Source organism: Mesorhizobium sp. AA22 (genome assembly GCF_001672375.2).
Classification (GTDB): Bacteria; Pseudomonadota; Alphaproteobacteria; order Rhizobiales; family Rhizobiaceae; genus Mesorhizobium; species Mesorhizobium wenxiniae.
Genome location: NZ_CP048406.1, coordinates 926,646 through 939,640, shown reverse-complemented (window position 1 = coordinate 939,640; position 12,995 = coordinate 926,646). Strand labels below are relative to the sequence as shown.

Annotated in this window: 15 protein-coding genes; 5 read left to right on the top strand and 10 right to left on the bottom strand. The window is 62.3% G+C overall.

Annotation, left to right across the window (positions count from 1 at the left end; all coding sequences use genetic code 11):
- Positions 1 to 3: 3 nt before the first annotated feature.
- Entirely contained in the window at positions 4 to 624 is a 621-nt protein-coding gene (locus A9K68_RS04440; protein ID WP_065007272.1) for a pyridoxamine 5'-phosphate oxidase family protein, read from the top strand.
- Positions 625 to 693: 69 nt separating this feature from the next.
- Here A9K68_RS04440 and A9K68_RS04435 read toward each other — a convergent pair whose 3' ends face one another.
- Entirely contained in the window at positions 694 to 1,611 is a 918-nt protein-coding gene (locus tag A9K68_RS04435; protein WP_065007337.1) for an SMP-30/gluconolactonase/LRE family protein, read from the bottom strand.
- 285 nt (positions 1,612 to 1,896) lie between these two features.
- Between A9K68_RS04435 and A9K68_RS31225 the strand changes: the two genes are divergently transcribed.
- Positions 1,897 to 2,064: a hypothetical protein gene (locus A9K68_RS31225; RefSeq protein WP_082982266.1), complete on the top strand. Its 168-nt coding sequence runs from the start codon at positions 1,897 to 1,899 to the stop codon at positions 2,062 to 2,064.
- Positions 2,065 to 2,157: 93 nt separating this feature from the next.
- On the opposite strand, the gene A9K68_RS04430 is transcribed toward A9K68_RS31225, so the two are convergent.
- The 6 genes from A9K68_RS04430 to ccmA form a co-directional block, all read right to left on the bottom strand.
- Positions 2,158 to 3,204, bottom strand: coding sequence for a DUF2332 family protein (locus tag A9K68_RS04430; protein ID WP_065007273.1), 1,047 nt, complete (start codon positions 3,202 to 3,204; stop codon positions 2,158 to 2,160).
- A gap of 15 nt (positions 3,205 to 3,219) precedes the next feature.
- A complete protein-coding gene (locus tag A9K68_RS04425) occupies positions 3,220 to 3,798 on the bottom strand; it encodes a DsbE family thiol:disulfide interchange protein (protein WP_082982267.1) in 579 nt (192 codons plus the stop codon).
- Positions 3,795 to 3,962, bottom strand: a complete 168-nt coding sequence (ccmD, locus tag A9K68_RS04420; protein ID WP_065007275.1) for a heme exporter protein CcmD — start codon at positions 3,960 to 3,962, stop codon at positions 3,795 to 3,797. Before ccmD ends, A9K68_RS04425 begins: the two co-directional genes overlap by 4 nt.
- Before the next feature lie 107 nt (positions 3,963 to 4,069).
- Positions 4,070 to 4,447 carry an Imm50 family immunity protein gene (locus A9K68_RS04415; protein ID WP_065007276.1) on the bottom strand — a complete coding sequence of 126 codons (378 nt, stop codon included), beginning with the start codon at positions 4,445 to 4,447 and terminating at the stop codon, positions 4,070 to 4,072.
- Entirely contained in the window at positions 4,447 to 5,112 is a 666-nt protein-coding gene (gene ccmB, locus A9K68_RS04410) for a heme exporter protein CcmB (protein WP_065007277.1), read from the bottom strand. The genes A9K68_RS04415 and ccmB overlap by 1 nt, the downstream gene beginning before the upstream one ends.
- 52 nt (positions 5,113 to 5,164) lie before the next feature.
- The gene (gene ccmA / locus A9K68_RS04405; protein WP_065007278.1) at positions 5,165 to 5,773 is read right to left on the bottom strand and encodes a heme ABC exporter ATP-binding protein CcmA; all 609 of its coding nucleotides are present in this window, start codon (positions 5,771 to 5,773) and stop codon (positions 5,165 to 5,167) included.
- A 285-nt stretch (positions 5,774 to 6,058) separates the two neighbouring features.
- On the opposite strand from ccmA, the gene acnA reads away from it, so the two are divergent.
- Positions 6,059 to 8,749, top strand: a complete 2,691-nt coding sequence (gene acnA, locus A9K68_RS04400) for an aconitate hydratase AcnA (protein ID WP_065007279.1) — start codon at positions 6,059 to 6,061, stop codon at positions 8,747 to 8,749.
- An 89-nt stretch (positions 8,750 to 8,838) separates the two neighbouring features.
- On the opposite strand, the gene A9K68_RS04395 is transcribed toward acnA, so the two are convergent.
- A complete protein-coding gene (locus tag A9K68_RS04395) occupies positions 8,839 to 9,504 on the bottom strand; it encodes a ceramidase domain-containing protein (RefSeq protein WP_065007280.1) in 666 nt (221 codons plus the stop codon).
- A gap of 178 nt (positions 9,505 to 9,682) precedes the next feature.
- On the opposite strand from A9K68_RS04395, the gene A9K68_RS04390 reads away from it, so the two are divergent.
- Together A9K68_RS04390 and A9K68_RS04385 are read left to right on the top strand one after the other, a co-directional pair.
- Positions 9,683 to 10,492: a thioredoxin family protein gene (locus A9K68_RS04390; protein WP_065007281.1), complete on the top strand. Its 810-nt coding sequence runs from the start codon at positions 9,683 to 9,685 to the stop codon at positions 10,490 to 10,492.
- A 495-nt stretch (positions 10,493 to 10,987) separates the two neighbouring features.
- Positions 10,988 to 11,371, top strand: coding sequence for a DUF2794 domain-containing protein (locus tag A9K68_RS04385; protein ID WP_065007282.1), 384 nt, complete (start codon positions 10,988 to 10,990; stop codon positions 11,369 to 11,371).
- On the opposite strand, the gene A9K68_RS04380 is transcribed toward A9K68_RS04385, so the two are convergent.
- Both A9K68_RS04380 and A9K68_RS04375 read right to left on the bottom strand, forming a co-directional pair.
- Positions 11,372 to 11,944, bottom strand: coding sequence for a GNAT family N-acetyltransferase (locus A9K68_RS04380; RefSeq protein WP_065007283.1), 573 nt, complete (start codon positions 11,942 to 11,944; stop codon positions 11,372 to 11,374). It lies immediately after the preceding gene.
- Between the two features lie 153 nt (positions 11,945 to 12,097).
- Complete coding sequence (locus A9K68_RS04375; protein ID WP_029349432.1) at positions 12,098 to 12,877, bottom strand: Bax inhibitor-1/YccA family protein; 780 nt, start codon at positions 12,875 to 12,877, stop codon at positions 12,098 to 12,100.
- Between the last annotated feature and the right edge of the window lie 118 nt (positions 12,878 to 12,995).

Here is a 12,995-nt window from a genome sequence, read left to right as displayed (position 1 = left end):
GGCATGGAATTCGTCACCACGCGCGAGGTGCTGAGAACGATCTACAAGACGCCTCGGCCGACCGACGGCTCGATCCGCAAGGAATTGAAGGCGCTGGATGGCCACAGCCGTTCCTTCATCGGCAAAAGCCCGTTCGTGCTGATCGGCTCCTCCGACGGCGCCGGCAATGCCGATGTGACGCCGAAGGGCGACAGACCGGGCTTCGCCGCCGTGCTTGACGAGAAGACCATTGCCATCCCCGACCGGCCCGGCAACAACCGGCTCGACACGCTGGAGAACATTCTTCTCAACCCCTCGGTCGGGCTGCTCTTTCTCATTCCAGGCATGAATGAGACTCTGCGCGTCAACGGCGATGCCCGCATCACCGTCGATGCGGCTTTGCGCGAGCGGCTCGCCGTCGACGGCAAGGAACCGCAAAGCGTCGTCCTGGTGACGGTCAAGGCCGCCTACATGCATTGCGCCAAGGCTTTCATGCGCTCCGATTTGTGGAAGCCGGAAACCTGGTACGACCGCGCGACGTTGCCGACGCTCGGCCAGATCCTGCGCGACCAGCTGGCGCTCGCCGATTCGGCCGAGGCGACCGACCGCTGGCTGGACGAAGAATACAAACACACCATGTGGTAAATCTGCTCGGGCGCGATCCGCCCGAGAAGACATAGCAATGTGCTCGCTTGCAAATTGCTTGGCGGCCGCTCAGTAGGTCTTTGCGCCGTTGACCATCAGCCGGACCATGTAGAGCGAGGTCGTGCCGGCGATGTAGAGGCAGTTCAGCTTGTTGCCGCCGAACACGCAATTGGCGACGACTTCCGGCACCTTGATCCTGCCGATCAGCGTTCCGTCCGGATCGTAGCAATGGATGCCGTCGGCGGCACTCGTCCAGATCCGCCCTTGATCGTCGAGCCTGAAGCCATCGAACAGGCCGGCCGTGCAGTCGGCGAAGACATTTCCGCCGGATACTTGCCTGCCGCCCTCGTCGACATTGAATACCCGCATATGCGCCGGATTCTGGGCGCCATGCGTGCGACCGGTGTCGACGACATAGAGCTTCCTCTCGTCAAGCGAGAAGGCAAGCCCGTTGGGCCTGACCATATCGGTGATCACCGCTTCGATCTCACCGGTGCCGGGGTCAGCCCGGTAGACATGACAGGCGCCGATCTCGCTCTCGGCCTTGTCGCCCTCATAATCCGTATCGATGCCGTAGGTCGGGTCGGTGAACCAGATCGAACCATCGGACTTGACCACCGCGTCGTTGGGCGAGTTCAGCCGCTTGCCGCGCCATTTGTCGGCGATGGTGGTGATCGAGCCGTCATGCTCGGTGCGGCTGACGCGGCGGCCCGAATGCTCGCAAGTGACCAGCCGACCCTGCCGGTCGACGGTGTTGCCGTTGGAATTGCCGGACGGCTGCCGGAACACGCTGACGCGGCCATCGGTCTCGTCGTAGCGCAGCATGCGGTTGTTGGGGATATCGGACCACACCAGATAACGGCCGGCCGCAAACCAGGCCGGCCCTTCCGCCCACCGGCATCCGGTGAACAGCCTGTCCACCTGCGCGTTGCTGTTGAACAGTCGCGCAAAACGCGGATCGAAAATCTCGTAGTCTTCGGCGGCCATGGTTTCCTCCCGGTCATGCAAATCGCTAGTGCCGGGGCGATCAAGCCAGCCGGAGATCGATATGGCAAGATCGTCGATGTCGGATCTTGAGACATTGGGGCAAAACGCGGCAAGGCCGCCCTTGCTCAATGACGGCGGCGCTCATGGCCGTTAACCGGCTATGCGCTCAGCGCAATGGTGCATTGCAACATCTTCTTTTTGCAACGCACTACAACTATGTCATGTTCCATATCGATCAGGGAGGAACAACCTGCCGCAACAATGCGGCACAGAAGGAACCTCGCTATGATTCTCGACAACCTCATGAGCCGCGCTCGCGCCAGCATCGCCAAGCGCCGGCAATACAACCGCCTCATCGCCGAAATAGACTCCTTTTCCAGCCGCGATCTTGCCGACATGCGCGCCGACCGCAGCGAAATGCTCTACCAGGTCCACAAGCAGATCTACGGCTGAGGCGAACGCATGATCCCGAACCGAAGGTCAGCGCAGCAAAAAATTGCAGACTTTCGGACGAGATCATGCGCAACCAGAACGGTTTGATTGGGCCTAGCCAATCCATTCGATCCAGCGGCCGTGGTAATCGCAATTGGCTAGGCGGCGTGTCTCGCCGCCGGGCCATAGAGTGAGGCTGAGTACCGCCCACTGCTTTGTGGGATCGCGCGGCTCCATTCTCAGCCTTGCGATAGGCGCAACGGCCGTGGCCTCTCTGCCCGCCTGCTCCAGCGTGGCGGTGATGGCATCCTTGGTCGCCCTCGGCAGGTATTGCCACATGATCGAATGATAGAGCACCAAGGCGCCGCCCTGCTGCTGCCGTGCGGCCAGTGCCTTCTCGACAAAATCCGCCGCGTCCGCTTTGACAAGCAGCGGTTGAAACTTTTCGGCAAGTGACAGCGCGGCGTCGAGCCGGGCCAGCCGTGCCGCCTGATCGGCCCAGACGTAAGACCGAAGCCGTACCCGCGTTGCTGCGTCGGCGCCATCGACCGGCGCGATGTCGCAGCCAGCCCGATGGCGGACGTTGATCGCTCCTCCAAGTGGAACAGCGTGGCCGCGCACCTCCGGTGCCAACCGGACGGGGGAGGCCGGGTCTCCCCACTCGGCATCGCCGTAGCGGTAGTGAAAGCTGTCGAACAGGAGATTGAGCCCGGCGCTGGCACCGATCTCGCACAAGTCCAGCGGCAGGCCGGTTTCCCGCGCGATCGTCAGAAATCCAGGCAGCAGCATCGCCGACCGGGCGATTTCATTGGTCTGCGGCGCGCCGGCGAGGCCGGCGACGATCTGCTCGTCGGATCGCGCAATTGCCTCCGGCAGCACCGCCGCGATCTCGGATACGCTTGTCTGGTTGGGCGGATAGATCATTGCCAGCCGCTCACTGGCACCCGTCAGGACCAACGCATGCAGCGCGCCGCACACTCGCAATGCGAGGCCGTCGGCGCGCGCGTCGCCCGGCCAGCCGAGCACCGCCCGCCCGGTCCTGGTGTTTGCGTCGAGAACCTTGGCCAGCGCACGGCATAAATTCGCGGTGAAAGGCGAGCCAAGTCCATCGCAGGCTTTCGCCTGCGCCAGAAAATGCTCGCGGATGTCTCGCTCGTCCATCGCGTTTCCGGTGTCTCAGTCCGGAGCGGCCAGCGCCTTCTCCACCTCCGGCAAAAGCAGCGTCTGCGCCGAGCCTGGCGTCAGCGGGCCGACATGCTTGTAGGCGATCTTGCCGTCCTTGCCGACGACGAAGGTTTCCGGCACGCCGTAGACGCCCCAGTCGATTGCCGCGCGCCCCGCCGCGTCGACGCCGATCGCCTGGAACGGGTTGCCGAGATTGCCGAGGAACCGGCGGGCGTTTTCCGGCTGGTCTTTGTAGTTGAGCGCGGCGATGACGAAGCGCTTGTCCTGCGACAGCGCCAGCAGCACCGGATGCTCGTCGCGGCACGGCCCGCACCACGACGCGAAGACGTTGACCAGCGTAACCTCGCCGGCGAACTGCTTGGAGTCGAGCCCGGGCAAATTCATGCCCTCCAGCGCCGGCAGGTTGGTCGGCGGCGCGGGCAGGCCGATCAGTGCCGATGGCACTTCCGAAGTGTCACGGCCGGACAGCAGCTGCGTCAGGAACAGTCCCGCCAGCCCGAGGAAAATCAGCAGCGGCAAAAGCACGATCAGGCGCCGCGCGGGCGCTGGCGTTTCCGTTTGCATGCTCATGATCTCCCCGCCTTGTCGGAGCGCCGCCGCACGCCGGACGCTTCCAACTCGGCGAGGTCCCTCTTGCGCGCACGCTGGTCGAACAGGATCCAGCCGATCAGCCCGGCCAGAACCACGGCCGTGATGGCATAGGCAGCGGTCACATAAAGGGCGTGTACGCTCATTGCTCGATCCAAGGCTTCTTGCCGCGAAGTTCATAGCTGCACTGGCTGTTCGTCGCAATGAACGGCGTCTGCGGCGGATTTGCGGTCACTCGGAATCGGAAGTTCATCTATTGCGACTGCAGCAGACCGGATATTTTGATGATGCGCATGAACTGGCATGTCACGGACAGCCTGACGGCTCCTTCGCAGGTGAGCAGAATTTTGCCCGCGTCGTCCCACATTCTGACTGCGCTCCTGTCATGACTCTGGAACTTCCGAACGCTGATCGACTCGACACCTTCGAACCCGAGTTCAAAATACACCGCGTTGAATGCTCCCCATTTGACGGGAGGCCGGTAGGGGAGACGGGTCGATATAAAATGCAGGTGCAGGCTAGGCCCGTCTCGACTGATTTCGGCCTTGGTGATCTCGACAGAAGACAGGTCCGGATAGTTGCCGTAGATGGTCTGGAGAAAGATCGGATTTTCTATGCGTAGCGGCCACATCAGTCCGCCCCATGACGCAGCGCCAACGCTGCCGCAACCGGCCCCAGCACGGCAAGAAACAAGGTCAGCGCGGCGAGGATGAGGAAAGGCTGCAGGAACGGATCGGGGTTGGCCACCGCGCCATAGCTTGCCGACACGCCAAAGATCAGCACGGGAATGGTCAGCGGCAGCACCAGCACCGAGATCAGCAGCCCGCCGCGCGGCAGCGCCACCGCCACCGCCGCACCGGCAGCGCCGATGAAGGTGATCGCCGGCGTGCCGACCAGAAGGGTCAGCGCCGTGGCGCCGATGCCGATCGGCTCCATATTCATGAACAGGCCGAGCAAGGGTGCCGCGATGACTAGCGGCAGCACGCTTCCCGCCCAATGCGCCAGGCATTTCGTCAGCACGGTCAGCGCCAGCATCTGCCGGTCGTTGCCGAGCACCAGCAGATCGAGCGAGCCGTCTTCCCGGTCGGCCTGGAACAATCGGTCGAGACCGAGCAGGCAAGCGAGCAAGGCGCCGATCCACAGGATCGCCGGGCCGATGTGGGCGAGCAGATTGAGATCCGGTCCGACACCGAAGGGGATCGTCGCGATCACCGCGAGAAAGAAGATCACGCCGGTCAGCGCCCCGCCGCCGGCCCGGATACTCAGGCGGATATCGCGCAGGAAGAGGGCTAGCATGGTGTGAGACGCCCTTGCCCAGGACAGAGGGGGGCGCGAAGGAATGCCGACATTACCCAGTTTCCCCCATCACCAGCGCTTGTGCCCCCTCGAGCCCCAGTGGCAGATGCGTTGCCGCAATGATGATCCCGCCTTCTCCGCGATGCTGCGTCATCAATCGGGCGAATCGCTCTTCTGAAGCCTTGTCCAGCCCGGCCGTCGGTTCATCGAGCAGCCACAGCGGTCGCCGGCTGACCAGCAATTTTGCGATCGCCGCGCGGCGGCGTTGCCCGGTGGAGAGATAGCCGAACGGCAGATGGCCGATACCATCAAGCCCGACCATTTCCAGCGCCGCTTCAGCGCTCAAAAAATCCGCGCCCGAAAAATCGCGCCAGAAGCGCAGATTTTCAGTCACGCTCAACGCCGTTTTCATCGCGTTCTGGTGACCGAGATAGTGGCAGGCCGAGGCGACCGAGGGGAGATCCTCGCCGCCACCTTCGATAAGCAAACGGCCCGTCGCCACCGGCAGCAGCCCTGCGACCACCCTGAGCAGTGTCGATTTCCCCGCGCCGTTCGGCCCGGTGACGATCAGCGCCTGGCCTTTCTTAAGGGCAAAGTTAATGCCGGAAAAAACCGCCTCGCCGCCGCGTTCGCCGCCCAGATTTTCGGCGATCAGCCGCATTCCTTGCCCGTCCCGAGAACACCGCGTCACGGCAGCTGCCGCATCGCACAAAATAGCCTTTCGACTGTCTAGAACTATTCCAGGAAATTCTCTATATCCGGGTCATCCGTGCCAGCGGTCGGCACGGGAAGCGAATTAGCGCCGAACCAGCGCACGCGCCGCCTTGAACGGCTCGGGTTGGCTGGGAACGGACAGCGGAAATGGCCGTACCCGCACCTTTGCGCGTGATTGCATGCCATCGGCGTCCGTTCCCTTTCAGGCTGAACAGACAAGGACGGATCGCACGTGTCAAAATTCCTCGATAGTTTCAATTGCCGCCGCACGCTGACCGCAGGCGGAACCGACTATGTTTATTACGACCTTGTCGAGGCCGAGAAGAACGGCCTCACCGGCATCGCCCAGTTGCCCTATTCGATGAAGGTGCTGCTAGAGAACCTGCTGCGTAACGAGGACGGCCGTTCCGTCACCAAGGAGAGCATCCAGGCGGTCGCCGGCTGGCTGACCGACAGGGGAACCGCGGGCGTCGAGATTGCCTATCGGCCGGCCCGTGTGCTGATGCAGGATTTCACCGGCGTTCCGGCCGTGGTCGACCTGGCCGCCATGCGCGATGCCATGGCCTCGCTTGGCGGCGACCCGCAAAAGATCAATCCGCTGGTGCCGGTCGATCTGGTCATCGACCACTCGGTCATCGTCGATGAGTTCGGCACGCCGCTGGCTTTCGCCCGCAATGTCGAGCTCGAGTACGAGCGCAACGAAGAACGCTACAAATTCCTGAAATGGGGCCAGCAGGCCTTCCGCAATTTCCGCGTCGTGCCGCCTGGCACCGGCATCTGCCATCAGGTCAATCTCGAATATCTCGGCCAGGTCGTGTGGACCAACACTGAAAGCGGCGAAACCACCGCCTATCCCGACACCTGCGTCGGCACCGATTCGCACACCACCATGATCAACGGCCTTGGCGTGCTCGGCTGGGGCGTCGGCGGCATCGAGGCAGAGGCCGCCATGCTCGGCCAGCCCGTCTCCATGCTGTTGCCCGAAGTTATCGGCTTCCGCCTCACCGGCAGACTGAGGGAAGGCGTCACCGCCACCGACCTCGTGCTCACCGTCACCCAGATGCTGCGCAAGAAGGGCGTCGTCGGCAAATTCGTCGAGTTCTTCGGTCCGGGTCTGTCCAACATGACGCTGGCCGACCGCGCTACTATCGGCAACATGGCGCCCGAATATGGCGCCACCTGCGGCTTCTTCCCGGTTGATGGCGAAACCATCCGCTACCTCACCATGTCCGGCCGCGAGGAAAACCGCATCGCGCTGGTCGAGGCATACGCCAAGGCGCAAGGCATGTGGCGCGATACCGGCTCGGCCGACCCGGTCTTCACCGACTTGCTCGAGCTCGATCTCGGCAGTGTCGTGCCGTCGATGGCCGGCCCCAAGCGTCCGGAAGGTCGCGTAGCACTTGAAGGCATTCCGGACGGCTTTGCCAAGGCGATGGAGACCGAATACAAGAAAGCCGCCGAAATCGACAAGCGCTATGCCGTCGAAGGCACCAACTATGATCTCGGCCATGGCGATGTCGTGATCGCCGCCATCACCTCCTGCACCAACACCTCGAACCCGAGCGTGCTGATCGGCGCCGGGCTTTTGGCGCGCAACGCAAACCGGCTCGGGCTCAAGCAGAAGCCGTGGGTCAAGACATCGCTGGCGCCGGGCAGCCAGGTCGTCGCCGAATATCTGGAGAAATCCGGCCTGCAGAAGGAACTCGACCAGATCGGCTTCAACCTGGTCGGCTTCGGCTGCACCACCTGCATCGGCAATTCCGGCCCGTTACCGGCGCCGATCTCCAAGACCATCAACGATAAAGGTTTGATTGCCGCCGCGGTGCTTTCCGGCAACCGCAATTTCGAAGGCCGCGTCTCGCCCGATGTGCAGGCGAATTACCTCGCTTCGCCGCCGCTGGTCGTCGCCCACGCGCTGGCCGGGACCGTGACCAAGGATCTGACCACCGAACCGCTTGGCGAGGACCGTGACGGCAACTCGGTCTACCTCCGGGACATCTGGCCGAGCTCGGTCGAGATCCAGGAGTTCATCGAGAAGAACGTGACGCGCGAACTGTTCGCCCGCAAATATGCCGACGTCTTCAAGGGCGACGAATACTGGCAGAACGTCAAGGCGCCGGAAGGCCAGACCTACGCCTGGGACGACCATTCGACCTATGTGCAGAACCCGCCTTATTTTGCCGGGATGACATCAGGCTTCGGGACAATCGGCGACATCAAGGGCGCCCGGGTGCTCGGCCTGTTCGGCGACAAGATCACCACCGACCATATCTCGCCGGCCGGCTCGATCAAGGCGGCCTCGCCGGCCGGCAAATACTTAACCGACCATGGCGTCGGCGTTGCCGACTTCAATCAATACGGCACACGGCGCGGCAATCACGAGGTGATGATGCGCGGCACTTTCGCCAACATCCGCATCCGCAACCACATGCTGGGCGAGAACGGCCGCGAGGGCGGCTACACCATCCACTATCCGTCGAAGGAAGAGAAATCGATCTACGACGCCGCAATGGAGTACAAGAAGGAAGGCGTGCCGCTGGTCATCTTCGCCGGTGTCGAATACGGCAACGGCTCGTCGCGCGACTGGGCGGCCAAGGGCACCAACCTCCTGGGTGTTCGCGCCGTCATCGCTCAGTCGTTCGAGCGCATCCACCGCTCGAACCTGGTCGGCATGGGCGTCATCCCCTTCGTCTTCGAGGAGGGCACCTCATGGGCGTCGCTCAATCTCAAGGGCGACGAACTGGTCGAGATCGACGGACTGAGCGCCATCAAGCCGCGCCAGAAGATGGTCGCGAAGATCACCTATGGCGACGGCAGGGTGAAGAACATTCCGATCATCTGCCGTATCGATACACTGGACGAGCTCGACTACTTCAAGAACGGCGGCATCCTGCAATATGTGCTGCGCGATCTGGCGGCATAGGAAATTAGGGGAGTAAGGGAGTAGGGAAGACCCCTATTCCCCTATTCCCCTATTCCCCTATTCCCCTATTCCCCTATTCCCCTATTCCCCTATTCCTTTGGCGCCCCGAAGCGCGCCGCCGCCGCCAGCAGCACACCGAGCATCAGCCCGTTGAGGATGTGCCACAGGAAATGCGTCCCGAGCGGGAAGCTGCCGCAGACCAGCGGATCGATCATCCTGAAGATGACCGACACGACGAAGATCGCCGAGCCTGCCAGATTGTACCAGCCGGCGCGGTTGCCGCCCGCCGCCACTAAGACGCCGAAGAAGGCAAGCGCCAGGAAGGGCGGCAGATAGCCGGTCGTGCCGTTCGATGCCTGGCGCAGCCAGTCCGGCACGGCCCAGGTCAATAACCCGGTGACGGCATAGAAGGCGACGAAGATGGCGATCGCCTTGCCCCATTTCATGCCGAGGAAACGGCGCAGGTTGAACAGCGTGTAGGCCAGCGTGAACCCGGCGATCGGCAGCACGTCGGCCCAGACCGTGCCATGGTTGGCAAAGGTGTGGAACAGCGCCGAGCCGACGCCGATCGCCACCACCCACCAGGCCAGCACTTCGGCGAAGATGCCGGTGCCACGCCGGCGCACCTCTCGGACACCCCACAGCCCGGCGACAAGAAAAGCCAGATTGGTCAGTGCGTTGACCGGCTCGGCCCAGAGCTCCGGCCCGACCCGCTCGCAGTACAGGTCGACCGGCGTCAGGAGAGTTTGCCACATGCTGATTGTTGCCCGAATCTATATCTACTCAGAAGTGTAGCCCGTCCTATTGCGCCCTTGCAGTTGGTTACAACGGTAAAATTTCACCGCAACGTGACTTCCCGTTGACTGCCGCTTCTGCCACATATTTCGCCAATCAGAATAAAGCCGGCCATCACCGGCGGGAGTCGAAACGGCTATGACACCTCGAAGACCATTGCGGCTTGCGGCATTGGCGCTGGCCCTCTCGGTGTTTGCCGGCGCTGGACTTGCCGGCAATGCGATCGCCGGCGAGGCCGACAAACCCCAGGCTGACAAAGCCTCGATCGACCAACCCTTGGGCGTGGTCGAGCTCTTCACCAGCCAGGGCTGCAATTCCTGCCTGCCCGCCGATGAATTCTTCGCCGAGCTTGCCGCCAAGGAGAACATCGTCGCGCTCGCCTATCATGTCGACTACTGGGATTATCTCGGTTGGAAGGACACGCTGAGCCGCAAGGAGAACACCGAGCGGCAATATGAGTATATGCGCGCCTTCGGCAGCCGCTCGGTCTATACGCCGCAGGCCGTCATCAATGGCCGCAGCCATGTCAGCGGCGCCAACCGCAAGGAAGTCGACGGCGCGCTCGCCCGCATGGAAAGATCGGGCGAAGGCATGCGGGTCAGCGTCAAGGTCAGCCGGACCAATGACCGCGTCACGATCGACGCCGGCGATGCCGGGACCGGCCCCAGCGATGCCCATGTCGTCATCGTTTATTTCGACCCGCCGCAGACGATCAAGATCGGCAAAGGCGAAAACACCGGCCGTAGCATGACTTATTGGAACGCCGTCTCCGGCATCCAGACCGCCGGTATGTGGCACGGCAAGGCGCAGCGCTACGAATTGCCGATGAGCGTGATTTCCAAGAAAGGGGGCTGCGCCGTGCTGCTGCAATCGGTGGGCAAGGACGGCCTGCCGGGTCCCATTCTGGGCGCCGCCTTAATCCACAAGCCCGCGCATTCTCGCCCTTAGCATTTTGCAGCCAAACGTCTTCGTTTGGCGTCCGACAAAATGCGTCAATAATAAAGAGAGCGCGGTTTTGGGTCCACCAAAACGCAAAGCGCTCTAGCCGTCAACTTCCATCCAGGCAGAAAAAACCGGCGTCAGCTTGCTTCTGACGCCGGTCTATTAGGTTTTGGGATCGTCGCACCCGATTTTTCACAGGGAAAAACCGAGGTTGGTTCGATCCGACGCAGACCCGTGGGCGGGGGGCTTGGGGTTTACGAGCCAGTGCCGGACCGAACCGTCTCAGGCAACACCCGTAAATTCGTCGGACATTGGGGCATGAGCGCGGATAAAAGATGGCAGGATTGTGGCGAAGCATCACCAATTCCAACGGGCGTTTTTATAAACGTGACTGGACACTGCGGAAACGGTGCGCCGCCGCCTTTGTCCGGCTGGGCTTGCAATTCCACGGCGAAAGCGCAAACTTTGGTTGGCGTAAGATTCATTCGAAGGGATCGAGGCATGACTGATCACGGCAGCGGGACGGAGGATGGGGACGCATCCGCAATACTGATCCCGCTGCATGAGGCAAGACGCGAACGCCTCGAGCCGGTGCGGTTCGACCGGCGTGAATTGGACCAGATCCTGAGGCTTTACGGGCGTATGGTCGCCGCCAATGAATGGCGTGACTACGCCATCGACCATCTCACCGACCGCGCCGTCTTTTCCGTGTTCCGTCGCACCAGCGAGGTACCGCTATTCCAGATCGTCAAGGATCCCAAGCTGGCGCGCCGGCAAGGCGCATTCGCCGTCATTGCCACCGGCGGCCGCATCCTCAAGCGTGGCCAGGAACTTGGCCGCGTGCTTGGCGTCTTCGACCGCACGCTGAAGCTGGTCGAGGCCTAACTACTTATTTTGCTGGCGGAATTTCTGTTCCGGCAACGAGTTGGGATCGGGCGGAACCAGAGCTCCATCATTGATCGGCAGTTGCATGAACACCGTGTCAAGCCAGCGTCCGTGCTTGTAGCCGGAGCCTTCCAGGCGGCCCGAATGGCGGAAGCCGAGCTTTTCATGCAGCCGCACCGAGGCACTGTCCGGCCGACCGTCGCCGATCACCGCGATGATCTGGCGGAAGCCCGCTGCCTCGGCCGCCTCGATCAGCCTTTGCATGAGCTTGAACCCGATGCCATGGCCCTTGGCCTCCGGCGCGAGATAGACAGAATCCTCGACGACGAAGCGATACGCAGGGCGTGGTCGGAAGGCGCCAGCATAGGCATAGCCGAGCACAATGCCGTCTTTTTCCGCCACCAGATAGGGGAAGCCCCCCGCTATCAAACTCTCGAAGCGCTGGCCCATTTCGGCGCGGCTCGGCGGCTCCAGCTCGTAGCTCGCCGTGCCATGGGTCACCGCGTCGGCATAGATATGGGTGATCCGGTCGAGGTCCGCCGGCGTAGCCGCCCGTATGGTGATGCTGGTCATAATTTATGCACGTCTATCATCTGCCCGCCATTTTCATCAAAGACCGGGACAAAAGAAAAGGGCGGCCGTGGGGCCGCCCTTATCAAACTCGCTAGTCCAGTCAGACTATGATTCCCCGGTTTTCGGAAGATCATGGTTCAAAACAAAAGCCTGTTATCGGCGGTCGCCCATGAACTGCAGCAGGAACATGAACAGGTTGATGAAGTCGAGATAGAGCGTCAGAGCGCCCATGATCGCCTTGCGGCCGGCAACGTCGGTGGCGTCGCCCTCGAAATACATCTCCTTGATCTTCTGCGTGTCATAGGCGGTGAGGCCCGAGAAGATCAGCACGCCGAGCGCCGAAACGGCGAAGGACAGGGCCGACGACTGCAGGAAGATGTTGATCACCATCGCGATGATCAGGCCGAACACGCCCATCACCAGGAACGAGCCGAACGCGGTCAGATCGCGCTTGGTCGTGTAGCCGTAAAGCGACAGCGCACCGAAAGCCGCTGCGGTGGCGAAGAAGGTCTGCGAAATGCTGGCCGTCGTGTAGACCAAGAAGATCGACGACAGCGACAGGCCGACCAGGCCGGCATAGACCCAGAACGTCGTCTGCGCGGCAGAAACGCTCATCGACTGGACGCGGAACGACAGGAACAGCACGGCGGCGAGCGGGGCAAAGATCACCAGCCATTTCAGCGGCGAGCCGAAGATCGCGTAGCCGAAGGAGGTCAGCATGTCGCCGTTCGGCAGGGTGGCGACCGCCGAAGCCGGATCGGTGGTGGTGGCCAGCATGATCGTTCCGACCGCGGCGAGGCCGGTGATGAGGAGGCCAAGCCCCATCAGATTGTAGACCTTGATCATATAGGCGCGCAGGCCCTGGTCGATAGCAGCATCGACGCCGGCGCCGGGCACGGCACGCGTCTGATAATTGCGAACGGGTTCAGCCATTGAAATCCTCATATTGCTTCTGCCCCGTCCGGTGTCCGGTCATTTGGACCGCGGCGCCGCTGGCGGGGCTCCAGCATGCCTGCTGCGAAATATGATGGTTATTGGCGTCAAGAACAAG

What these genes read in the sequence shown, in the direction of transcription:
- A9K68_RS04440 (WP_065007272.1), top strand. Translation starts at nt 4, where the DNA reads ATGGAATTCGTCACCACGCGCGAGGTGCTGAGAACGATCTACAAGACG.
- A9K68_RS04435 (WP_065007337.1), bottom strand. Translation starts at nt 1,611, where the DNA reads ATGGCCGCCGAAGACTACGAGATTTTCGATCCGCGTTTTGCGCGACTG.
- A9K68_RS31225 (WP_082982266.1), top strand. Translation starts at nt 1,897, where the DNA reads ATGATTCTCGACAACCTCATGAGCCGCGCTCGCGCCAGCATCGCCAAG.
- A9K68_RS04430 (WP_065007273.1), bottom strand. Translation starts at nt 3,204, where the DNA reads ATGGACGAGCGAGACATCCGCGAGCATTTTCTGGCGCAGGCGAAAGCC.
- A9K68_RS04425 (WP_082982267.1), bottom strand. Translation starts at nt 3,798, where the DNA reads ATGAGCATGCAAACGGAAACGCCAGCGCCCGCGCGGCGCCTGATCGTG.
- ccmD (WP_065007275.1), bottom strand. Translation starts at nt 3,962, where the DNA reads ATGAGCGTACACGCCCTTTATGTGACCGCTGCCTATGCCATCACGGCC.
- A9K68_RS04415 (WP_065007276.1), bottom strand. Translation starts at nt 4,447, where the DNA reads ATGTGGCCGCTACGCATAGAAAATCCGATCTTTCTCCAGACCATCTAC.
- ccmB (WP_065007277.1), bottom strand. Translation starts at nt 5,112, where the DNA reads ATGCTAGCCCTCTTCCTGCGCGATATCCGCCTGAGTATCCGGGCCGGC.
- ccmA (WP_065007278.1), bottom strand. Translation starts at nt 5,773, where the DNA reads ATGCGGCTGATCGCCGAAAATCTGGGCGGCGAACGCGGCGGCGAGGCG.
- A9K68_RS04395 (WP_065007280.1), bottom strand. Translation starts at nt 9,504, where the DNA reads ATGTGGCAAACTCTCCTGACGCCGGTCGACCTGTACTGCGAGCGGGTC.
- A9K68_RS04390 (WP_065007281.1), top strand. Translation starts at nt 9,683, where the DNA reads ATGACACCTCGAAGACCATTGCGGCTTGCGGCATTGGCGCTGGCCCTC.
- A9K68_RS04385 (WP_065007282.1), top strand. Translation starts at nt 10,988, where the DNA reads ATGACTGATCACGGCAGCGGGACGGAGGATGGGGACGCATCCGCAATA.
- A9K68_RS04380 (WP_065007283.1), bottom strand. Translation starts at nt 11,944, where the DNA reads ATGACCAGCATCACCATACGGGCGGCTACGCCGGCGGACCTCGACCGG.
- A9K68_RS04375 (WP_029349432.1), bottom strand. Translation starts at nt 12,877, where the DNA reads ATGGCTGAACCCGTTCGCAATTATCAGACGCGTGCCGTGCCCGGCGCC.